Here is a 21,826-nt window from a genome sequence, read left to right on the forward strand (position 1 = left end):
AATTTCGCAAAACGATCAGATAAACCACATAAACTTCACATCACTGTTTCACGTTTCGAGCAAATCATGGATCGACTGCGCGCCATGCAGGTGTTTGTGGAGGTGGTGAACACCGGCAGCTTCAGCGCCGCAGCCGAGCGGCTGGAGATGTCGCGCGCCATGGTCACCCGCCATGTGGCGGCGCTGGAAGAGTGGCTGGAAGCGCGCCTGCTGCAGCGCACCACGCGCAGCCTGACCCTGACCGATGCGGGCGAACACTGCCTGCGCCGCAGCCAGCAGATGCTGGCCCTGCAGCAGGATGTGGAAGAGGAAACCAGCGGCCTCGGCGACGGGCCGGACGGCCGCGGCGGCCAGCTGCGCGGCCAGCTGCGCCTGACCTGCAGCATGTCTTTTGCCTACGCCCAGCTGGCGGCGGCGGTGGTGGACTTTCTGCGTCTGCACCCCCTGCTCAAGATCGATCTCAATGCCAGCGAGGGCGCACTCAATCTGGTCGAGGCGCGCATCGACCTGGCCATCCGCATCAGCGCCGAGCCCGACCCGGCCCTGATCGGCCGGCGCCTGGCGCCCTGCGCCTCGGTGCTGGTGGCCTCGCCCGACTACCTGGCCCGCCAGGGCGAACCGCAGCAGCCCGCCGATCTGGAGCGCCACCTGTGCCTGAGCTACGCCAATTTCGGCCGCAGCACCTGGCTGCTCAGCCGCGGCGAGGAACGCAGCGCCGTGACGCTACGCAGCCATTTCAGCGCCAACGAAGCCACCTCGCTGCTGCAGGCCGCCCTGGCCGGCGGCGGCCTGGCCTTGCAGCCGCGCTATCTGGCCAACCCGCACCTGGCCAGCGGCCGGCTGCGCGAGGTGCTGCCGGACTGGTCGCCCCCCGAGATGGGCATTTACGCGCTCTACCCCTCGCGCCGCCACCTCTCGCCGGCGCTGCGGGCCTTGCTGGACTTTCTGGTGGCGCGCTTCGAGGCCGTGCCCTGGTGAAGCGCTGCGCCGGGTTCAGCGCTTGTCGGCTTTGGCGCTGAAGCTGTCCGAAAAGCGCAGATTCAGGGCATAGCGCTGCGGTCGACCGCCCTTGCAATCGAGGCTGGAAACAGCGATGCGCACGGGGCTGTGATAACGCCGAGGTCCCTGGACCGAGAGCGCACGCGCGCGGCCCTGGGCATCGACTTCAAACTCGGCGCTCAAATCCGCCTCGCGGCCGATGCGTTGCTGGCTGCTGGCCAGCAGCTCAGCCAGCTGCTCCTGCACTGCCGGGCAGACCGACGGGCGGCCGCTCTGCGCCGCCTGCTCGGGCGTCAGTGCCGAGGCTCGGGCGCTGGGCGCCCCGCACAAGCTGACTGCAGAGAGCATGAGCGCGCCGAGAGCGGCACGGAGGGTGGGTAACTTCAACAACATGATGCGTACTCCTGGACGACGCCCCCCCGCGCGGCCGAACGACAGCCAGGCAGCGCACCGGGGGAGCATCAAGTTACGCAGACCGCCGGGGCGCGTCAGCCGGCACGAGACAGAGCTCGCAAATCCGCGGGTCAAGCGGCAAATCTCGGGGACAGTCGGTCAGGCCACCAAGGTCGTCCGTGCCGCGCCTGGTGGGTCGAAAGTCATGCAGTCACGCCGCGCAAAAAAGAAAGCCGCCGACGCGGTGCCCCGCGCGGCGGCCTCTTCTTTTTTGCTCCAGCTCGGGGCGATGTTCACTCGCCCCGGCCGGCTCAGTGCGTACGCTTCACTTGGCCGCGTACATGGACGCGTACTTGGCGCCGAAGTAGAGGATGAAGGCGTAGCAGGCGGCGGGCAGCAGGAAGGAGGTCTGCACGCCCATGGCATCGGCCATGGCGCCCTGCGCAAACGGCACCAGGGCACCGCCGACGATGGCCATGCAGAGGATGCCCGAGCCCTGGCCGGTGTGCTTGCCCAGGCCGTTCAGCGCCATGCTGAAGATGGTGGGGAACATGATGGAGTTGCACAGGCCCACGGCCAGGATGGCCCACATGGCCACACTGCCCTTGCCGAACACGGCCGCCAACACCAGGGCGATGGCCGCCAGCGAGTTGAAAGCCAGGGTCTTGCCCGGGCTGACCGTGCGCATCACCGCAAAGCCGATGAAACGGCCGATCATGGCGCCGCCCCAGTAGACGCTGACGTAATGCGCAGCGTCGCCATGCGAGAGGCCGGCGATGTGCGATTCACCGAGGAAGTTGACCAGGAAGCTGCCGATGCTGACCTCGGCGCCCACGTACAGAAAGATGCCGATGGCACCCAGCACCAAGTGGCGGTGCGACCAGGCCGAAGCCTTGTCTTCCGCGCCGGTGCTGACGGTTTCGCTGTCGCTGATCTGCGGCAGCTTGGCGGCCCAGAACAGCACGGCCAGCAAGGCCAGGGCCGCTGCCAGACCCAGGTAGGGGCCGCGCACCGTGGCCGCATCGGCCGCCGTGCCCACGGCCGACAGGATCAGCAGACCGCCGACCGCTGGGCCGATGGTGGTGCCGAGCGAGTTGAAGGCCTGCGTCAAGGTCAGGCGGCTGGACGCCGTGCGGGCCGGGCCGAGCACGGTGACGTAGGGGTTGGCCGCCACCTGCAGCACGGTGATGCCCGAGGCCAGCACGAAGAAGGCAAACAGGAACAGGCCGTAACCGCTGGACGCCGCCGGGTAGAACAGCGCGCAGCCGCAGGCCGCGATCAAAAGGCCGGCGACCGCGCCCTTTTGGTAACCGATGCGGCGGATCAGCGCACCTGCTGGCAGCGAGACGATGAAGTAGGCGCCGAAGAAGCAGAACTGCACCAGCATGGCCTGCACATAGCTCAAGGTGTAGATGGCCTTGAGGTGGGGGATGAGCACGTCGTTGAGCGAGGTGATCAGGCCCCACATGAAAAACAGCAGGGTGACGATGACCAAGGCGCTGGTGTGCTGCCCGGGCTCGGCGCCGCTGCCTCCCTGGATGTCCGCCGCCTGAGGCGCGGTGTGGTGTGCCATGTTTGCCATTGAATCTGTCTCCTGTTGTGGGTCTTGTCGGGTGTGGCTTGTGGTGTGGATCGCTGCGGGCTCCGAGCGCCAGGCTCGGAGCTGGGGCTCAGGGCTTGAGCCCTGCTGGCGCTTTCGGCAAATCGCGGGCGCGCGTGCCCCAACCTTGTGGGTCGGGCTGCGGGCTCAGCTTGAAGCTCAGGGTAGCACCCGACTGCAGGGCTTCCCATGAGAGCCATACCGGATGGTGTGCGCCACCCGCCCATGTGACGGCCTCGACAAAGCGGCGCTCGCCCGGTTTCGCCTCCGGCGCTTCGATGCGCAGGCTGCGGCCGCTGCTGCCAAGGTCGATCTCCGCACGGGCGAAGCGCGGCGCATGCAGCAGGAAGCGGCCGCTGCCCGGCATGTCGGGGTAAAGCCCCAGGGCGCTGAACAGATACCAGGCCGACATGGTGCCCAGATCGTCATTGCCGGTCACCCCGTTGGGCGCATTGCCGAACAAGGTCTCGGCGGCGCGCAGCACGGTGGCCGTCTTCCAGGGCTGGCCGATCAGGGTGTAGACCCAGGGCGCATGCAGATCGGGCTCGTTGTTCGGGTTGTAGCGGAACTGGCTGTAATAGCTGTACGGCCCCACCACCCAGGACTTGCGCACCGCGGCCGCCGGGTCGGCGAGCAGGGCCTCGTAGTCAAAGAAGTGGTCCAGACGCTGCGCCGCCCCCGCCGGGCCGCCCATGGCCGACACCAGACCGGGGATGTCCTGCGGCACCAGCCATTGGTACTGCCAGGCCGTGCCCTCGTGGAAGCCGCGCTCGGAGCGCGGGTCATAGCCGCCGTTCAGCTCGGTGAACCAGCTGCCGTCCGCACGGCGCGGGCGCGGAAAGCCGCGCTGGCCGGTGGGCGTATCCAGCACGCGCTCGTCCCAGATGCGGCGCCAGTTCAGGGCGCGCTGGGCCAGCACCTGGGCATCCTGCTTGTGGCCCAGGGCCTGGGCCATCTCGGCCAGGGCGCCGTCGGCCAGCGCGTATTCCAGCGTCGACGAGGCGCCGTGGTGCGGGTCCACATCCATGCCCTTGGAGACAAAGCCGCGGTCGTACTGGACGAAGCCCTGCTTCAGATAGCTGGGGTTGCCCGCCCGCCCCTGTGCGCGGATGCGGTGCGGCGGCACGCCAAAGGCGTTCTCGCGCAGGGCAGCGTAAGCCTCGCGCTCGCGGCCCTTGAGCGCACCGAGGCGCCACAGGTCCACCAGGAAAGGCGTCACCGGGTCGCCCGTCATGATGTTGGTCTCGAAATTGGCATAGCCCCAGCGCGGCAGCCAGCCGCCCTGCTCACGGATCTTCAGCACCGAGTAGGCGATGTCGCGCGCGCGCTCCGGGCGCAACAGGGCCAGGAGCTGGTTCTGCGTGCGGTAGGTGTCCCAGAGCGAGAAGAACTCGTAGTAAGTCCACTCCTTGCCTTGATGCTTGGCGGTGTGGATCGCATCGTCATAGCCGCGGTAGCGCCCGTCGGCATCGCTGCCGGTCAGGGGCTGCAAGAGCGAGTGGTAGAGCGCGGTGTAGAACACGGTGCGGTCGTCCACGCTGCCGCCTTCGATGCGCACACTGCTCAGCTCACGCTGCCAGTTGGCCTCGGCCTTGGCGCGCATGGCGTCGAAGCTCAGCGGTTCGCCGCCCGGGGCCAGGCCTTCGGCGCGCAGATTGATGCGGGCGCCTTCGGCATCGACATGCGAGATGGCGCTGACCGCCGTCACCGCCGACTTGCCGCCTTGCAGATCAAAGCTCAGCCAGGCGCCGTGCGGCCGCGCTTCGCCTTGGTGGCTGGGCCCCTTGGCGCCGGGCCAGGCGCCGGCGCCGTCCCAGATGCCATGGGCCACAAAAGGTCGGTCGAAAACCATGCGGAACCAGGTGGTGTACTGAGCGCCGCCGCAAAAACTCTTGGTCGTGATCTTGCCTTCGATGCTGCGCTGGTCGTCCCCCACGCGCAGCTCGCTGCCGACCACCGAGTGCTTCTCGTTGGCCTGGCCCAGATTGACCAGCACATGGCCGGTGGGCGCGCCCGCGGCAAAGCGGTAGCGCTCGGCCGCCGCGCGGGTCAGGGCCGTGGCTTCGGCGGTGATGCCGCCGTAGCTGGTCAGCTGCACCTTGTAGTAACCGGCCTGGCCCACTTCGCCCGCATGTGTGTACTCGGCCGCGTAGCGCTTGTGGTCAAAGCTGCCGACCTTGGCCGTGTCGAAATCACCGCCCGGGGCGATGCGCCCCGTGACCGGCAGCACCGAGAGCTGGCCGCCCTGCTCCCAGCAGCCCGCGCCGGACAGATAGGAATGGCCGAAGCCGCGGATGCGGGTGTCGTTGTAGCGCCAGCCGGCGTAATGCTCGCCGGTCGGGCTGACCTGGATCATGCCGAAGGGCGCGGATGCACCGGGGAAGGTGTTGCCGTCGTCCTGGGTGCCGATGAAGGTGTTGACCGGCATGCTGCCCGCGCTGAGCGGGGCCGCCTCGGCCTGCGGCACGGTCGCTGGCAGCAGGTAGAAACCGGCCAGCAAGCCCAGCGTCGCAAGGCCGCGGGTTCTGAGGGGGTGGAAGGTGGCCATCTGTTTGCGCTCCTGGGTGCGCGATCAGCGCGCGGCCGCCGGAGCCTGCACCGGCGCCGACAGGCGCATCGGGTGGGCTTCGGTGTTGAAGGTCACGGCGTCAAAGTCCAGCGCCGATTTCGGCGAGAACAGAAGGTAGAAGTACTTGAAGGTCTCGGCGAAGAGGAAGCTCTCCATCGAGTCTTCTTGCACCTTGGTCCGCACATCCTTGAGTGCCGCATAGCCTGCTTCCGTGCGGCAGTGGCGCACGAAGTCCTCGAAGAACTCGCGGCCCATGGCGCGGTAACGGTTGTCGCCGGTGAGCTGGTGCAGGTAGTAGGCCGACTCGACGATCTCGGGCCGCAGCGCGTACTCGGGCGACAGCACCTTCATGGTCTTGTAGTCCATGGACTCGGGCTCGATGCCGTGCAGGCGCCACATGCGCAGGTTCGATTCCTGCAGCTTGCGGGCGCGCTTGAGATCACCCCCGATGGCCAGCAGGGCCGGCATGAAGGCATCCAGCGCGCCGTACTGGGTCTTGGTGCGGCGGCCGGTGTTCATGTCGGCGTGGCCGTACCAGAAGCCCGTCTTGGTCTCGTCGCCCAGCACCTTGTTGACGCCGGCAATGCTGTGGTCCCACATGGCCTTGCACTCGTTGTCACCAAACAGGCGCCAGCATTTGTACAGGTACTCGTAGTAGGAATCGATGCCGCCGCCGATGTGGGCATCGGTGCGCTCCCAGCGACCGGTCTCGACGTTGATGGCCGAGCCGACCACGCCGTCCGGTGAGGCGCGGCGGTAGGTTTCCACCAGGGCGCGCTTGGCTTTCTCAAAATAGATCGGCTGGCCCGTCAGCTTGCTCAGCATGCCGAACTCGATGATCAGCGTGCCGGTCTCGGCCGGGTTGCTGATCGTGCCGCTGACCTTGCCGCTGCGCAGATTGACATGGGTGTAGGGCAGGCCGGTGGGCGACTCGAACACCGGCAGCAAGCGCTTGCCCAGGTCTTCCGCCTTGGCCAGCAATCGGGCATCGCCGCTGAGCTGGTAGGCGGACACCAGGCCGCCGAGCAGGCGGATGGTGATCTCGAAGTTCTGCACCGAGAGGTCCTGGTCGAAGTTCAGCTGGCTGGCGATCAGCTCGCGCGCCTCGTCGGACTCTTCCTTCAGGCCCATCACCAGCAAGGTGCTGAGCGCATCGACCGGGGTCATCAGCAGCGAGCTCTTGTACCAGTTGTGGCTGCTCTTGCTCAGGGGCTTTAGGGCGTCCTGGCCCCAGGCGTACTGCTTGTAGCCGCGCCAGGCGTGGCGGGTTTCTTCCTTGACGCGCTGGGCCAGTTGGGCCGATTCGGCCTCGCTGACGGGCTTGAGCGCGGGCAGCGGCGCGGCCTGGGCCGAGGTGGCCAGGGTGGCCACGGCAGCCAGGCACAGGCCGCTGAGCGCGCGGCGCGCCGGAGCCGGAACCCAGGACGAGGAAATCGAGGGCAAAGAAATCGAGGACAAAGAAATCAAGGGCAAGAAATGGTGACTCATGAGGGAACCTTGTCTTTCGCGTGCTGTTCTTGAAGCTGATCGAACAACTGGCCCATGGCCAGCGGTGTCGGTGGGGTGGCGCCCGACTGCAGGCAGGCGGCGGAGCCGGCGGCCAGGGCCGCATGCAGATGGGCTTGCAAAGGGCGATCGGGGTGGCGGCTGAGGCTGTAGAGCAGACCGGCGGCGCTGGCATCGCCCGCGCCCACCGTGTCCACCACCGCCACGGCCGGTGCTGTGGCGTCCACGCGCTCCTCGCCACGGTAGAGGCTGGCACCGTGGCCGCCGCGGGTCAGCAGGCACAGCGCACTGGGGTTGAGCGCGCGCAGGCGCTGCAGCGCTGCATCCAGTTCCAGCCCTGGGAACAAACCGCGCAAGTCGTCGTCCGAGACCTTGATCAGGTCGGCAACGGCGGCCATGCGATGGAGCGTCGGCGTGTAGCGTTCGTCCATCACCTTGCGGTAATTCGGGTCGTAGCTGATGGCCACGCCCTGCTCTTTCAAATGCTCGGCCAGGGCAACCAGGCGGCCGGCCAGCGGCTCGCGCGCCAGGCTGATGCCGCCGAAGTGCGCCCAGCGCAGCTTGCGCGACCAGCCCTCGGGCAGGGCCGTGGGGTCGAAATAGAGGTCCGCGCTGTCGTCGCCGATGAAGAAGTAGCGCGGCGGCTCGCCCTGCTCCACCATGGCCAGCAGGGGCGAGCGCGGCGCGCGCTGCATCAGGCGCAGGTCCAGGCCCACGGCCTCGCTGGCGGCCCAGAGCTCATCGCCAAAGCGGTCGGCGCTGACGGCCCCGGCAAAAGCCGTGCGCTCGCCCAGCGCCGCCAGCGCACGCGCCACATTCCAGGTGGAGCCGCCCACGCGGGCCAGCCACTGCGCCCCACCCTGGTGGATCATGTCGGTCAGCGCCTCGCCGGCGCAGAGCATCAGCGGTGCGTCATGCATGGCCTCGCTCCCCGGCCGCATCCGCAGCATCCAGCACCGCCACGATGTCATAGCAGGCACCCATGGTGTGATAGTCCACCTTGCCGGCTGGGCTCTTCTCGTCGCTGTACTTGCGGTTCTGCGCATCGAGAATGCGCCACCAGGCGCCATGCTCGTGGTCGACAAAATGCGTCCAGCTGTAGGCCCAGAGGCGCTCGTACCAGTCCCAGTAGAAGGGGTGCTTGGTGCGCTGGGCCAGCATGGCGGCGGCGGCCGCACTCTCGGCCTGCACCCAGAAGTACTTGTCCGCGTCGCAGATGTTCAGCTCGGGCGAGATGGAATAGCACAGGCCGCCATGCTCGGCATGCCAGCCCTTCTCCACCGCCACCTTGAACAGGCGCTCGGCCGTGGGCAGGGCCCAGCTCAGGTCGCGCTCCAGGGCGCCGCCCAGCGACTCCAGCTGCAGCAGCAGCTTTGCCCACTCGGTGAAATGGCCGGGCTGGTAGCCCCAGGGGCGGAACAGATTGGCCGGGTCCTCGATATTGAACTGCCAGTCGGGCTGCCAGTTGCTGTCGTAGTGTTCCCAGATCAGGCCGCCGCAGCGCTCGGCCTGGCGCTGGGTGATGTTGAAGGCCACGGTGTAGGCGCGCTCCAGATAACGCGTTTCGCCCGTGGCACGGTAGGCGGCCAGCAGCGCTTCGCAGGCATGCATGTTCGCGTTCTGGCCGCGGTAGCTGCCGCGCTCGCGCCAGTCGCGGCTGGCTTCGTCGGCGTAGAGGCCGGCCTCGGGCTCCCAGAAGCTGCGCTCCATCAGCTCGAAAGTCTCGGCCACCCAGGGCCGCGCCTCGTCCAGCCCGGCCATCAGCGCATGCGAGTAGGCCAGCAGCACAAAGGCCTGACCGTAGGCATGCTGGGTGCCGTCCAGCACTTCACGACCACCAGGGTGGCAGCGCAGCTGCCAGCTGTAGCCGCCAAACTCGGTGTCGCGGTGCGCCTCGCGCAGGAACTTCAGCGCATGGCGCAGGCCGTCCAGGTACTCGGGCTGGCCGAAATGGCGGTAGGCCATGGCGTAGGTGAACACAAAGCGCGTGCTGCTGACCAGATGGCGCTGCTCGGCGTCGTAGACCCGGCCATCGTCCTTGAAGAAGTGGTACATGCCACCGCTCCAGTCGATGCAGCGCGGGTGGTAGAAGCTCATGCTGTGCTGCGCATGGGCGAGCAGCACCGCCCGAGAGCGAAAGTCGGGGAGATTGGACATGGTGGTGAATTGAAAAGTTAGAGGCGTGAGGCGGGTGTCGATCGCTTCATGGCCATGCCTTGCATGCTTGGGAATGGGTCCATGAATGAATCAATCGTCACTGCTGCTTTCACGCACGATCATCTCGACCGGCAGAACCAGTTCGGTGGGGGGCTCATCGGGTTTGAGGCGCAGCAAGAGCTCCACGCCCGAGGCACCCAGCGCCTCCTTGTCCACATGCACCGTGCTCAGCGGCGGCACGGCCACGGCCGCGCTGCTGATGTCGTCGAAGCCGACAACCATGATGTCGTAGGGGATCTTCAAGCCTTCGTTGACGCAGGTCTTCATCGCCACCAGGGCGGTGCTGTCGTTGTAGCAAAACACGGCGTCGGGCCGCTTGGGCAGGGCCAGCAGGCTGCGCATGGCCTCCATCACGCCCTCGTCGCCCTCGCCCATGGTGGGCACGATGACTTCGAGCTCGGGGTCGGCATGCACCTTGGCCTCGAACAGCGCCCGGCGGAACCCACGGATGCGCTGCTGGATGCTGTAGTGCGCGGGTGAGCCCGAGAGCATGGCGATGCGCCGCTTGCCATTGCGCAGCAGGTGCCGCGTGGCCAGGTAGCCGCCCAGCACATTGTCCGGGTTGATCGAGGACATGCCGCGCCGGTTCATGTCCACCAGCACCATGGGCTTGCCCGTCAGCATCAGCGCGCTCAGCACCTCGGGCTCGAAGAAGCCGGCGCACAGAATGGCATCGGGCGCATGCACCCGCACCTGCTCCAGCACCGGCTCCGCCGGGCCCACGACGATGAAGGACAGCGCAATCCCCTCGCGCCGGCAGGCCGCCTCGGCGCCATGCAGCACCGGCGAGAAGAAAGGGCTGGACGCCAGCGTGTTGTGCTGGCTGTGCAGCAAAAAGGCGATGCGCCGGATGCGCCCCTTCTTCAGCTGCGAGAGGTCATAACCGAGCCGCTGCGCCGCCTCGCGCACCTTGTTGCGCGTCACCTCGGTCATGCCGGCCTGGTTCTTCAGCGCCCGCGACACGGTGCCGATCGACAAGCCCGTGGCCTCGGCAATGTCGCGGATGGTGACCCCGCTGCCGTTTCCGCTCATGCCGGCACTCCGGGTTGCCGGAGCAGGCAAGACGGCGCGCCGATCGGCGCTGCGCGAACGCGCAACAAGCCCAGCAGCGGCGGTTCTGAAATCTTCTTCAGCAGCAACACGGTGTCTCCGGTGTTCTCGGTCTTGGGTTTAATAAACGCATCATCGTGCGCTTGCAAGGCGCGGGCGAAGGCACTTCACCCGGCTTTGTTCATGGGTGATGTTTATATCCAGGGCTTTTTTGAGCGTCAACCAAAGCGACGGAAGACAGGTGTTTTTAGCGCGGTTTACTAAACAAGCGCGAAGCACTCGATCTCGACAGGCGAATTTGGACGCGGCGGGGTGGCGTCGGCGCAGGGCTTGCGTCGTGAGCAAGAAGGCCAGGCTGCGGACCGCGCCTTCAGGTTTTCTGTTCATCATCCCGCGACACGCCGCCAGGCGACCACTCGCCCCGGGAGCCCTGGATGCCGATTCGCCGGGCCTCCAGGCAGAATCCGGCGGATCAGGGCGAACGGGGCGTCAGGCCCGCCGCTCAGCCCATCCTGAATAAATGAATGAATGAGTAAATGAACGAACGAAGAATGGAGCCGCATCCATGGCACTGACGAAAAAAGGCGAGTTCTGGTACGGCACGACCTCGGGCGACACCCAGGCCGAGCTGCGCAGCTACAGCGTCGCGAATCGCCACGAGGCCACCCGCTTCGCCGCCTCCAAATGCAGCAGCTGCGGCTGCCGCACCTTCGCGCTGCAGAGCGATGAAGAAGCCGGCGTGGCCATCCGCACCTGCACCGACTGCGGCGAGGAGCACCTGATGGGCGACAGCGCGGACCACCTGGAAGGATCAGAACCCGAAACGCACGAGTGCGTGTGCGAAAACGAGGTGTTCGAGCTGATGTCCGGCGTCTCCGTGGTCGAGGGCACGCACAAGGTACGCTGGTACTACATCGGCTGCCACTGCGTGGAATGCAATCTGGTCGGGGTCTTCGCCGACTGGCCCTGCGAAGCGGGTGATGCGGCGGCTTTTCTCGCCAAGGTGTGAAGGCCGGCCGAAGCCCCCTCCGGGATCAGGCTCGCAGGCTCGGCGTCACCGCGCCTGGCCCAGCGTCAGACCTCCCGCCTCAAGCCCTGGCATGAGCAAGACCTGACCCTCTCGCGCTGGCACGCCAGGCCTTGGCGGTTCAAAGCCCCCCCCCGATCCCTCAATCAGTTCGCCAGCAAGGCCGGTAGCAAGTGCTTGGCCAGCAAATCCATGGTCAGCTTCGGGGCGTTACGCACCTGGTAGTTGCTGCTGGTGATCACGATCACGGCGTCCAGTTCGGGAATGATCTGCACCGTGTTGCCGCCGGCGCCGTTCATGGCCCAGCTGCGGATGCGGCGCTCACCCACCTGGAACTGATGGCCCCAGAACAGGTAGCCGTAGTCCGTGCCATCCTCCATGCGCGCCTGCGGGCTCAGCGAGGCCGCCACCCAGGCGGCGGGCATCAGCTGCCGGCCTTGCCAACGGCCACCATCGCGGTAGAGCTGGCCGAGCTTGAGCAAATCGAGGCTGCGCAAGCCCAGCCCGCCACCGGCTTGCGGGATCGGCGGCCCGGCTGGTTGCTGCTGCGGCACGGCCGCCATGAATTGCCATTGGGCCGCCGTGATGCCCAGCGGCTCGAACAGGCGGCGCTGCGCGTACTGCGCCAGGGGCTCGCGCACCGCCGCGCTCAAGGCCGCGCCCACGGTGCTGACCCCTGCCGTGCAGTAGCTAAAGGCGCGGCCGTGCGGCGAATCCTTGGGCGCGGTGGCCCAGGCCGGAAAGCCGCGCATCGGCAGCTCCCAGAAGAAGCCCACCCAGTCTTCGACCAGGTACATGCGCTCTTCATTGCCGCGCGACCATTCGTTCCAGTCATTGCACTCCAGCGGCCCGCTCATGGTGATCAGGTCCTCGAAGCTGATGGCCGCCTTGCGGGGCTCGCGGCGCCCGTGTTCGGCCTGGCGCGGCAGATGCTCCAGCACGCTGGCCTTGACGCTGGCCACATGACCATCGGCAATCGCCAGGCCCAGCAACATGCCCGCCACCGACTTGGTGGCCGAGCGCGTGTTGCGCAGCGCCTCGCGCCCCTCCGGGTCGTAGTAGGCCTCGAAGACCAGCTGATCCTTGCGGGCGATCACGATGCTGGTGATCGCCTGGAACTGGCCGGCCCGCACTGCGGCATCGGCCGCTTGCAGCGGTGGCGTCAGCGCGGAGGCGCCTTCCGCGCTGAACACCAACAAGAACAGCAAAGAGCAGGACAGGACGACAAGATGGACGGGTCGCTTCACACAGGGCTCCAGGGCGTTGAACTTGGGGCCCAGCCTAGCAAAGGCCCTGAGCTGCTGGCTTGTACGCAAGCAACCTGAGCGGGTGCTTGTTCTTTTGTTTTCTTGTTCGCTTGCTAGCAGGGCAGGCCCATGGCTTTTGGGCCAGGTAAGTGCCACTGACATACTGTCCCGCATGCCTTTGCCCCAACCCATCGGCCACCGTTTGAACGCCCTGCACGCCCACGACCTGGCGCTCAGCCACTGCGTGCCCTCGCTGGCCGCGCATGAGGTTCCCGAGCATTGCCACATCGAGCCCCAGTTCGTGCTGGTGGCGCGCGGCCGCTATGCCAGCACGGCGCGCGGGGCGGCTGACGAAGGCGCAGGCGAAGGCGACCCCCTGCTGGTGTTCAACCCGCCAGGCACCGTGCACGCCGATTGCTTTGCCGCCTCGCAGCCACTGGCCGAGGCACGCTTCATCTCGCTGGACCTGGGCTTTGGCCTCTGGGGCTCGCTCAGCGAGGCCATGGTCTTGCCGCCCGAACCCGTGGCCTTGCCGGGCCCGGTGGCGCGGCAGCTGCTGGCCCGGGCGCTCCGCCTGACTCAAAGCCCCGACAGTGAAGCACTGGACCTCGACAGCCTGGCGGCCGAGCTGACCGCAGCGGTGGCCGGCGACCTGGAACGCCAGCACGGTCGCCCGTCACCCTGGCTGCTGCAATGCCGCGATGCCTTGCGGGATGACAGCCAGTACACCGTCGGCAACCACGGCCTGTGCAAGCTGGCGCAGGAACTGGGCCGGCACCCCGTCTACTTGGCCCGCGCCTTCCGCAGCCACTTCCGCTGTTCACCCGGCGACTTCGCGCGCCAGCACCGCCTGCAGCGCGCTGCAAACCTGCTGGCCCACAGCCGCCTCAGCCTCAGCGAGGTGGCCCAGGACTGCGGCTTCTTCGACCAGCCCCATCTGAGCCGGAGCTTCCGGGCACGATTCGGGGTGACGCCGGGTGAGTACCGGATTCGGGCGAGTTGAAGAACGGCGAGGGTCAGGTCTTGCCTTGAGACTAAAAGGCCTGACCCCGAGCCGCGAGCCGTGCCCCGAGCCCTGCTCACTTACCGCCTTTGCTCAACACATGCCGCGTTAGCTAGGCTGACTACAAATACCATGCGAGGTACTATCGAACATTCCACCAATCAATATCGGCCAACATGCTAAGACTCACAGCTTACGGCGTACGAAATCTGCGATCCCTCGAGGACACAGGTCTCATACCACTGAAACCTCTGACGGTGCTGGTCGGAAAAAATAGTGCAGGGAAAAGTTCATTTGCACGAATTCTTCCGCTACTCAAACAGAGTGCTGAGCGACGCAAGCAAGCTCCACTGCTTTGGTTTGGTCGTCTCGTTGATTTCGGATCATTTGACGAGGCGTTGTCGTCATTCGCGAATGAACCGGAAATTGAATTACTGCTCCGTTTTTCGTCGTCAACCCCGTTCTATGGAGCCCGAATGCGCGGCGCCAGAGAGGCCTCGATCTCGCAGGATGAACTAGGACCAATTGATGTTCGACTGACCCTTGTCTCCGACGGGGATGACTCCAGAACCGTATTAAGAGCACTCCATCTAAATGTATTCGGAGTAAAGGTTGACATACAAATATCAAGTCGAGAATCCACAATTGTTGTAGACGGAGTACCGGCTACCCCTCTCCAAGACACTAGACTGATATTTACACAGGGAGCTATTCTCCCTCAAATGAACTTATTTATTCGAGAATCTGCCGGTACTGCCCCGGTTAGAGACTCAACACTTTTCCAACCGCAGCGACGTCTGAAACTCGGTCAGCGCGAAGCGCGAATTGCAGTTTCCGAGTTCGTTCACGGAAATACTCTGGACGAGCGAAAGGACGAGATTGCATTTCGATTGCCGCTAGCGCCCCTCGATAAACTACTTCAGCACTGCTCAGGCCTGAGGTCAGCGCCAGATACCTGGAGCACAAGCATGCATCTACTCTCTCTAAAAGGAGTATCCCAGCCTCTTAAAAAGCTCCAACGCGCTTTAACTATTCTAAAGCTCGATGAGCTTCTGAGCGAACTGGATGAAAGCATGCTCGGATTCTGCAATGGCGTCAGTTATCTCGAGCCGCTGCGCGCAACTGCTCAGCGCTACTACAGAAGAGAAGAAGTATCAATTGAAGAGCTTGATCCAAAGGGCCTAAATACAACTTTCTTCCTTCAGGGACTTACTCAGCGCGAGCGAGACTCGCTTAATGAATGGCTAAGCTCAACCTTTGGCTTTAAACTTTTAGTTAAAACTGCTGGCGGGCACTCTTCCTTGAATATAGAAACAGAAGCAGGGAACGAAAGCAGAAATATGGCAGACGTGGGACTCGGATACTCTCAACTAGTGCCAGTCGCCATTCAACTTTGGGTTGCTAGTCGAAAGCACGATATTCGCGTAATCAACCAAAGAAACAGAGCCATTATTAATAGTCGAGTCAAGTACGGCGGAATTGTCGTCATTGAACAACCAGAACTACATTTACACCCCGCTTACCAAGCCAAGTTGGCTGACGTGTTTGCCTCTTGCATAGCACCTACAGAACCAGATGAGGGAGGCAGGCATGGCCAAAATGTGAAGATCATGGCAGAAACGCATAGCCCAAACTTAATAAATAGATTGGGGGAGCTGATTGATGAAGGACTATTGAGCGCCGAGGACGTCCAAGTTCTAGTCTTTGAGCCTTCACGTGAAACGTCCGGAGGGACAAGAATAGAAGTGGCCTCTTTCGATGAGCATGGCGTTCTGCAGAATTGGCCTATCGGCTTTTTTGACTACTAGGCCGGCCAGAAATGCTGATAAAAGTAAACTCAGAGATTGCCGACTTACTATCTTCGGCGGCGCCAATACCTGCTCTACACATCGCAATAGCACGACTTCTGTCAAGCCATGCCGATGGTCTACACGTATTAATAATGGAGGCCTCGCTATGCCGCCAAATTGAGGGAAACAGCAGCTATTCGGCAGAAGATCGTGCGACAGCCAAAAGGATTCGCAATAAATACTCCGAGTATGGCGCACTACCAAATCTAGTCGAGAGCTACATAGAACTCGTAACCGAAGGTCTTGAACCCGCGCTTGCTGGTAAGGTTTGGAAGGTTCCATTTACTTGGTTCGCTGCAAACCCACTTCATGACACACAGATCGTATGCGAAGACTTAAATGATATCAGCGTGCTTAGGGAAGCAGGCGTAGATAGTCTTACCGATCGCCGTCTACATGCGTTCAGAATTCGCTTATCCAGTAGTCCTGGAGGAGGAGGTAATACTCATCGCGTGCTTGAAGAGGTAACAAGAATACGTAAACAAATATGCATATGCGTAGTGGATTCCGACAGGCAATCGCCTCATGACACGTTGGGGGCGACTGCTAGCCCATGCGCGGCCTATCAAGGCCCCGGAATTTTTGCAGTTCAAGTTACTGAGGGAAGGACCATTGAAAACTCAATACCCTGGAAGCTAATTGACAAGGTTCGCCCTTCCCTCAATCCACGGCCATCCGAGGAGCTCGCAAAAATTGAACAAAGAACCAAAACCTCTACCAAATACTTAAATCTAAAACGAGGCATTTGCGGCTACGAGCTCCGCAAACACTCAACGAATTGTCAAATTTACTGGCGATCAGCGTTAAAAGCATCAGCAGCTGACTTGGTGTGCTGCGAGTCGAGCTGTGGCGCACCGGATATTCCACAATGCAAACTCCGCCTTCATTCAGGCTACGGGAATTCAATGCTCTCTGACGTAGGACAATGGCTTGCAGATAACCGATCTAGCAACCGCGCCAGTCACTATTTGCCGTCCCCCAATGATTCAGACTGGAAACGGCTAGGTAGCGCGATTGCTTCATACGGCATTGGTCTTCCACCGCGTCGCATTTAGGTTTGCACGCACACAGGCGTGAGGGTCAGGCGTGAGGGTCAGGCGTTAAATTTCAAGGCAACACCTGACCCCAGCCGGTCAGAGGCGTACAACGGGCCGAGGCCATGATTCGCTTCACTCCCCCACCAACACCCCCGACACATTCCACGAACTGAAGCTGGTCCCCTCGCGCGGCCCCTGCGGAATCCGCACCGTCATGCGGTGCTGTCCGGCTTTCAAGTGACCGAGGTCGATGTAGATCGGGTTGGTGGCGGTGCCGGGGCACCAGTTGGAGCGGCTGATGTCGGAGGACGAAAGGCCGTCGTTGAAGTTGCCGGAGGCGGGGTTGAAGAGGCGAAAAGCGCCGCAGTCCTGGCGCCAGGGCACGAAGGAGAACACCTCTTTGCCATTCAACAGGATGGTGTTTTTCTTGGGCACGAATTCGTCGCCATTGGTCCAGCCGCCGTGGCCGGTGCTGATGTAGCGCAGGCGGGCGTTCTTGAACGGGCGGTCGAGGTGAAGCTCAGCTCCAGGGCCTTGGGCTTGTCGAAGCCAATAAACCGTAGGCAACACATGGGCTGTGCAAACTGGCGCAGGAGCTGAGCCTGCACCCCGTCTATCTGGCGCGGGCCTTCTGCAGCCACTTCCGCTGCTCACCCGGCGACTTCGCGCGCCAGCACCGCCTGCAGCGCGCCGCCAAGCTGCTGGCGCACAGCCGCCTCAGCCTCAGCGAGGTGGCGCTGGACTGCGGCTTCTTCGACCAGCCCCATCTGAGCCGCACCTTCCGAGCGCGTTTCGGGATGACACCGGGTGAGTACCGGGTTCGGGCGGGTTGAAGAGCGGCGAGGGTCAGGTCTTGCCGGCCAGTGCTTCAGCGCAACCCGTCCATGCCATCAACGGCCCATCCACATCTGCATGCAGTCTGTCGCACCTCCCGGCGCTGCAAAGCAGGTGCCTCGCTACATTGCGCGAGTTGAGCAATCCACCGGCCCTGAAGGCACCCACCGGCCCATGCACGGTTCCGCTCGACCCTTTCGCAGCGCAAACCAGTGAAGGCACTCAAATGACGCACCACTTGCATAGACCCGACGGGCTGCTGTCTTTCATCGCAAGGCTGAGCGGCAGCCTTGGGCTTGCGGCTGCATGCGTGATCCTCGCAGCCGGCTCCTCGGCCCGCGCTGCAGCAGGGCCTGCGCCGGCCGCACCAGCCGCAGCCTGCCGGCCGGTGGTCGCGGTCTACCCGAGCTGGAAGGCCCTGGCCTTGCCGCTGACTGCCATACCCTGGGAGCGCTTCACGCATCTGGCCCTGGTGTTCGCCTTGCCAACAGCAGACGGTGGTTTGCGCACCCAGGAGCTGGACGAGCTCTTGCCAGGCTTGCGGGCCGAAACGCGCAAGCACGGGCGCAAGCTGTGGGTCTCGATCGGTGGCGCGAACGGTGTGGGCGACGCCTTTCAGGCCCTGGGCCGCGATGCGGGCAAGCGGCAGAAGTTTGTCGAACAGGTCCGGCGCTTTGTTGACACACAGCAGCTCGACGGCATTGACATCGACTGGGAGCATTGGACCCGCCAGCACCAGCTGGGCCAGGGTGGCAATGACCCGGTGGAGAGCGCCATGCTGGTGCAGCTGCTGGCCGAGCTGCGCGCCGCCTTGCCGGCCTCGGTGGACCTGAGCGCATCGGTGTTTGCCGGGCCCTGGATCGGCCCGCAGTACCTGAGTGAGCTGCAAAAGCATGTGAGCTATGTGGCGCTGATGTCCTACGACTTCACCGGCGCCTGGTCGGGCTCGGCGGTCGGGCACCACGCCGATCTGGAGACCTTCGAGGCCGCCACCCAGGATCTGCTGAAGCGCGGCTTCCAGCGCGAGAAGATCCTGCTGGGCCTGCCCTTCTACGGCAAGGAGTTCATCCAGGGCCGCACGCAGGAGGTGCGCGACCAGCCCTATCGCGACATCCTCAGCCGCATGGGCGCCGATCTCGCGCCGCTCGCCAAGGGCCAACTGGGCCACACCTACTTTGAAACCCCGGCGCTGGTGAAAGCCAAGGCCGAGTTCGCCCGCGACCAGAGTTTTGCCGGGCTGATGATGTTCGAGCTGAGCATGGACGCGCTGCAATCGCCGCACAGCCTGAGCCTTGCCAGCATGCAAGTGATCTCACCGACCGCCTGCGGCCGCCGCCCCTGATGGTGTGCGGCACCGGATCAGGCATGGGGCCCTGGCCCTCAGCTCGCTTGGCCCTCCGCTCGCTCAGCTCTGTTCTCAGCTCCTGTGACCCTCCGCTCCTGGGGCGCAGCAGGGTGCAGAACTGGACCATGGACATGACCCGGCAGGCACCGGACTGAGGGGCCGCCCTGGCCTCAGGACATGGGGCGCCACCACAGGGCGTCCAGCCACAGCAAGTACAGGGCAAAGTAGCTGATCTGCCAGATGACCATGGTCAGCAGGACCCGTATCAGCGTGGCCCACCTGCGCCCCCCTAGCCAGCGCTGGCAGGACAGCGTCAGGTACAGCAGGCTGCTCAGCAATGAGCCCGCCATGATGACGTTGCTCGAGGCGGCGGTGATGTGGAAGATCAGGGACCAGGTCAGTGAAATAAAGGCGCCAGCCGCATGCACATGCAGCGAAGCCACCAGGTGGGTGCCATAGCTGAGCTTGCGGCTGAAGTAGGCCAAGTAGGTGCCCAGGGCGAGAAATGGCACCAGCAGCAAGAACAGCAGGTGTGCCTGCTTGCTCAGCTGGGTGGTGCGCAGGGCTTGCTCGCGGGCGAGGGACTGAGGATCTTGCTCCCACTGATGGCGCAGATCCTGGCAACGCGATGCTGGCAGGCCCCTGCAGACAAACTCGCCAGCACGTTGCCCCACCTGCACGATCAAACCATAGGTCAGGTAGGTGGCTTCGCGTCGGTCCAGGTTGTTGTGCCGCGCAAATTGAGGGTCATATGTCCGGGCATGGCGATGGCTTTCGGGCAAGGGCAGCAGCACGCTGATCAACCAGATCGAGAGGAGTGCTGCCATGCTGGTGGCCATGTACAAGCGCAAGGGCAAGACATAGTGGCGACGGCGCCCGCGCAGGTACTCCTGCGTCAGCTCACCCGGTCTCAGGAGGGTGAGCAAGCTGCGCAGCAAGGCCCCTTGCGTCGACAGGTACTGGCCGGTGAACTCCCGAACAAACACGGGGACGGAGGGCGGCTGCAAGGTCGTTTCCTGACCGCATTCGCCGCAATAACGCGGCTTGGGGAGAGACAGCGCGCTGCCGCAGTTGGGGCAATGGGAGGGAGCCGGCGTGTCCATCGCCGCCGATGATAGGGGCGATGGCGGCGGTCTGACCTTGGTGAATTCCTGGGTGAATCACATACCGCGAAAGCGCACCCGATGGGCGCGACTGCTTGCCAGGGCTAGCTAGATCGCAAGTCATCGGAGCCAGGCCTTGCATTTCGAGGCAACACCTGACCCCAGATCACACAGATCAGCGAACAGCGCTGACCTTCGGCTGCCTCACTCCCCCACCAACACCCCCGACACATTCCACGAACTGAAGCTGGTCCCCTCGCGCGGCCCCTGGGGAATCCGCACCGTCATGCGGTGCCGTCCGGCTTTCATGTGACCGAGGTCGATGTAGATCGGGTTGGTGGCGGTGCCGGGACACCAGTTGGAGCGGCTGATGTCGGAGGACGAAAGGCCGTCGTTGAAGTTGCCGGAGGCGGGGTTGAAGAGGCGAAAAGCGCCGCAGTCCTGGCGCCAGGGCACGAAGGAGAACACCTCTTTGCCATTCAACAGGATGGTGTTTTTCTTGGGCACGAATTCGTCGCCATTGGTCCAGCCGCCGTGGCCGGTGCTGATGTAGCGCAGGCGGGCGTTTTTGAGCGGGCGGTCGAGGGTGAAATCCACCTCCAGGCCCTTGGGCTTGTCGAACATGGTGGCGTAGTCCTGCTCGGCCATCTCCATCACATTGGTGGTGTTGAACAGCGGGATCAGGCGTGGAGCTGATGAAGAAGAAGCCGAAGAAGACGCGGCACCCGTGCTCGGGCTCACCGGCTTGGAGAACATGGCGGTGGCGGCGTCGCTGGGGTGGATGGTGAGGTTGAGGTCCAGCTTGTGGCCGCCCTTGTCGTAGTTGCCGATGAACACGCCGAGGGCCAGTTGCTGGCCCGAGAGGCGCTGGGCCAGATCGGTGATGTCCATGCGGTAGGGCGCGGCCTCGTGCCAGGTCTTGCCCTTGAGCTGCAGGTGGTTGTAGTGCTTGACGCCAAAAGGCGTGAAGAAGCGCATCAGCTCGATCAAGGGCGCGTAGTCCTCGGTGGCGACGACGCCGCGGTAGGTCCGGCCATTGCCGTTCTGATAGGCCGGCAAGGCGGCTACGCCGCGCTGCAGGCCATCGAGGAAGTTGCGCGTGGCCTTCTTTCCCTTCTCTACCTCCTTCGTGCCCAGCGGGATCACAAAGACCGAGCCGGTGCGGTCATACGCATCGCCATTGGAGCGGGCCAGCAGGTCCACAAACACCTGGCTGCCCGGCGCGATCTCGGGCAGCTGCACGGTCTTGAGCACCACGGTGCCGTTTGCGTAACGGGTCACGCCCTCGCGCGGCTCGCGGTCCTCGCCCGAGAAGTTGACGATCTGGTCCTGGAACACCGGAATGGTCGTGAAGCGGCTGCGCCAGACGCGGTCTTTGTAGCTGAGGCCGTCGAGCAGGGGCGCGGCCTCAAGCTTTCCACCCTGGGCCATCTCGGCCAGATCCAACCCCTGGAAAGGCTCGATCTGCGTGGCGCTGATGACGAAGTTGCCGTTGCGCACCAGCTCCAGCACCAGGCCCAGCTGGTGGCCCAGCACGGTGGGCGCGCCGGCCGCGGGCAGCTCGGTCGTGTACCAGAGCTCGATGGTGTTGGAGTTCACCACCGTCTTGGCCTTTTTGCAGCGGTAGCCGAGGATGGTGCGCGTCTCTTCGCTGAACTCGTAGCTTTGCTTGGGCAGCGATTCGCGGTCCAGGGTGGCGATGCCCTCCCCTGGGCTCAGGCGGGCCAGCTGCAGCAGCTCTTGCGCGGCGGGCTTGATGAACTGCTGCTCGAAGGGAAAGCCGGCCTTGCCGGCCAGGATGGCCTCGGAGCTGATCAAGGCCTCGCCCTTGGCGGCGAACACCCAGATCGGGTCCTGGCCCTCGACCGGCTTGCCGTTGTAGCTGCGCTGGTAGCGCAGCTTCCAGCCCTCGGTGGGCGCGGCCAGGGCGAGGCTGGGCGCCAGGGCGGCCAGGGTCGCCAGCAGAACGCCGGCCAGGTGGGCTTTGTTGAACATCGGGCGTATGGCTCGCATCGTCGTCCTCAATCTTGTCGTCGTGTTGCTCTC

The 21,826-nt window shown here is 64.3% G+C and carries 18 protein-coding genes and 1 pseudogene; 7 read left to right on the forward strand and 12 right to left on the reverse strand.

What is annotated here, in order from left to right; translation table 11 throughout:
- Positions 1-66 precede the first annotated feature (66 nt).
- Positions 67-978: a LysR family transcriptional regulator gene (locus C1O66_RS12510; protein ID WP_102768180.1), complete on the forward strand. Its 912-nt coding sequence runs from the start codon at positions 67-69 to the stop codon at positions 976-978.
- Positions 979-993: 15 nt separating this feature from the next.
- On the opposite strand, the gene C1O66_RS12515 is transcribed toward C1O66_RS12510, so the two are convergent.
- From C1O66_RS12515 to C1O66_RS23920, 8 genes are all read right to left on the reverse strand, one after another.
- On the reverse strand, positions 994-1,392 hold the full coding sequence (locus tag C1O66_RS12515) for a hypothetical protein (protein ID WP_133155198.1): 399 nt from the start codon (positions 1,390-1,392) through the stop codon (positions 994-996).
- A 325-nt stretch (positions 1,393-1,717) separates the two neighbouring features.
- A complete protein-coding gene (locus C1O66_RS12520; RefSeq protein ID WP_102768182.1) occupies positions 1,718-2,974 on the reverse strand; it encodes a sugar MFS transporter in 1,257 nt (418 codons plus the stop codon).
- Between the two features lie 88 nt (positions 2,975-3,062).
- Complete coding sequence (locus C1O66_RS12525; RefSeq protein ID WP_102768183.1) at positions 3,063-5,540, reverse strand: GH92 family glycosyl hydrolase; 2,478 nt, start codon at positions 5,538-5,540, stop codon at positions 3,063-3,065.
- 24 nt (positions 5,541-5,564) lie between these two features.
- Positions 5,565-7,049 (reverse strand): glycoside hydrolase family 47 protein, encoded by a 1,485-nt coding sequence (locus C1O66_RS12530; protein ID WP_102768184.1) that lies wholly within the window; start codon positions 7,047-7,049, stop codon positions 5,565-5,567.
- Positions 7,046-7,987 carry a carbohydrate kinase family protein gene (locus tag C1O66_RS12535; RefSeq protein WP_102769627.1) on the reverse strand — a complete coding sequence of 314 codons (942 nt, stop codon included), beginning with the start codon at positions 7,985-7,987 and terminating at the stop codon, positions 7,046-7,048. The genes C1O66_RS12530 and C1O66_RS12535 overlap by 4 nt, the downstream gene beginning before the upstream one ends.
- Positions 7,980-9,224 carry an AGE family epimerase/isomerase gene (locus C1O66_RS12540; RefSeq protein WP_102768185.1) on the reverse strand — a complete coding sequence of 415 codons (1,245 nt, stop codon included), beginning with the start codon at positions 9,222-9,224 and terminating at the stop codon, positions 7,980-7,982. Before C1O66_RS12540 ends, C1O66_RS12535 begins: the two co-directional genes overlap by 8 nt.
- A 90-nt stretch (positions 9,225-9,314) precedes the next feature.
- Positions 9,315-10,316 (reverse strand): LacI family DNA-binding transcriptional regulator, encoded by a 1,002-nt coding sequence (locus tag C1O66_RS12545; protein WP_102768186.1) that lies wholly within the window; start codon positions 10,314-10,316, stop codon positions 9,315-9,317.
- Positions 10,313-10,483, reverse strand: coding sequence for a hypothetical protein (locus tag C1O66_RS23920; RefSeq protein WP_165794589.1), 171 nt, complete (start codon positions 10,481-10,483; stop codon positions 10,313-10,315). The genes C1O66_RS12545 and C1O66_RS23920 overlap by 4 nt, the downstream gene beginning before the upstream one ends.
- Positions 10,484-10,899: 416 nt before the next feature.
- On the opposite strand from C1O66_RS23920, the gene C1O66_RS12550 reads away from it, so the two are divergent.
- Positions 10,900-11,343, forward strand: coding sequence for a hypothetical protein (locus C1O66_RS12550; RefSeq protein WP_102768187.1), 444 nt, complete (start codon positions 10,900-10,902; stop codon positions 11,341-11,343).
- Positions 11,344-11,507: 164 nt separating this feature from the next.
- On the opposite strand, the gene C1O66_RS12555 is transcribed toward C1O66_RS12550, so the two are convergent.
- Positions 11,508-12,608 carry a serine hydrolase domain-containing protein gene (locus C1O66_RS12555; protein ID WP_207795945.1) on the reverse strand — a complete coding sequence of 367 codons (1,101 nt, stop codon included), beginning with the start codon at positions 12,606-12,608 and terminating at the stop codon, positions 11,508-11,510.
- A 172-nt stretch (positions 12,609-12,780) separates the two neighbouring features.
- Between C1O66_RS12555 and C1O66_RS12560 the strand changes: the two genes are divergently transcribed.
- The 3 genes and pseudogenes from C1O66_RS12560 (at position 12,781) to C1O66_RS24405 (ending at position 15,419) form a co-directional block, all read left to right on the forward strand.
- Entirely contained in the window at positions 12,781-13,611 is an 831-nt protein-coding gene (locus tag C1O66_RS12560; RefSeq protein WP_102768189.1) for a helix-turn-helix transcriptional regulator, read from the forward strand.
- A 176-nt stretch (positions 13,612-13,787) separates the two neighbouring features.
- A pseudogene (locus C1O66_RS24715) lies at positions 13,788-13,979 on the forward strand (AAA family ATPase); the annotation flags it as partial.
- Positions 13,980-14,579: 600 nt separating this feature from the next.
- Positions 14,580-15,419, forward strand: coding sequence for an AAA family ATPase (locus C1O66_RS24405; RefSeq protein WP_243392783.1), 840 nt, complete (start codon positions 14,580-14,582; stop codon positions 15,417-15,419).
- A 1,211-nt stretch (positions 15,420-16,630) separates the two neighbouring features.
- Here C1O66_RS24405 and C1O66_RS12570 read toward each other — a convergent pair.
- A complete protein-coding gene (locus C1O66_RS12570) occupies positions 16,631-17,068 on the reverse strand; it encodes a peptide-N-glycosidase F-related protein (protein WP_207795946.1) in 438 nt (145 codons plus the stop codon).
- 47 nt (positions 17,069-17,115) lie between these two features.
- On the opposite strand from C1O66_RS12570, the gene C1O66_RS24720 reads away from it, so the two are divergent.
- A complete protein-coding gene (locus C1O66_RS24720) occupies positions 17,116-17,331 on the forward strand; it encodes a helix-turn-helix transcriptional regulator (protein WP_394341039.1) in 216 nt (71 codons plus the stop codon).
- A 311-nt stretch (positions 17,332-17,642) separates the two neighbouring features.
- The gene (locus C1O66_RS12580; RefSeq protein ID WP_165794590.1) at positions 17,643-18,674 is read left to right on the forward strand and encodes a glycoside hydrolase family 18 protein; all 1,032 of its coding nucleotides are present in this window, start codon (positions 17,643-17,645) and stop codon (positions 18,672-18,674) included.
- A gap of 173 nt (positions 18,675-18,847) precedes the next feature.
- Here C1O66_RS12580 and C1O66_RS12585 read toward each other — a convergent pair whose 3' ends face one another.
- Both C1O66_RS12585 and C1O66_RS12590 read right to left on the reverse strand, forming a co-directional pair.
- Positions 18,848-19,684 (reverse strand): DUF3667 domain-containing protein, encoded by an 837-nt coding sequence (locus C1O66_RS12585; RefSeq protein ID WP_165794591.1) that lies wholly within the window; start codon positions 19,682-19,684, stop codon positions 18,848-18,850.
- Between the two features lie 300 nt (positions 19,685-19,984).
- Positions 19,985-21,793, reverse strand: coding sequence for a PNGase F N-terminal domain-containing protein (locus C1O66_RS12590; RefSeq protein ID WP_207795947.1), 1,809 nt, complete (start codon positions 21,791-21,793; stop codon positions 19,985-19,987).
- Positions 21,794-21,826 lie beyond the last annotated feature (33 nt).

Source organism: Paucibacter aquatile, assembly GCF_002885975.1.
GTDB classification, from domain to species: Bacteria; Pseudomonadota; Gammaproteobacteria; order Burkholderiales; family Burkholderiaceae_C; genus Paucibacter_A; species Paucibacter_A aquatilis.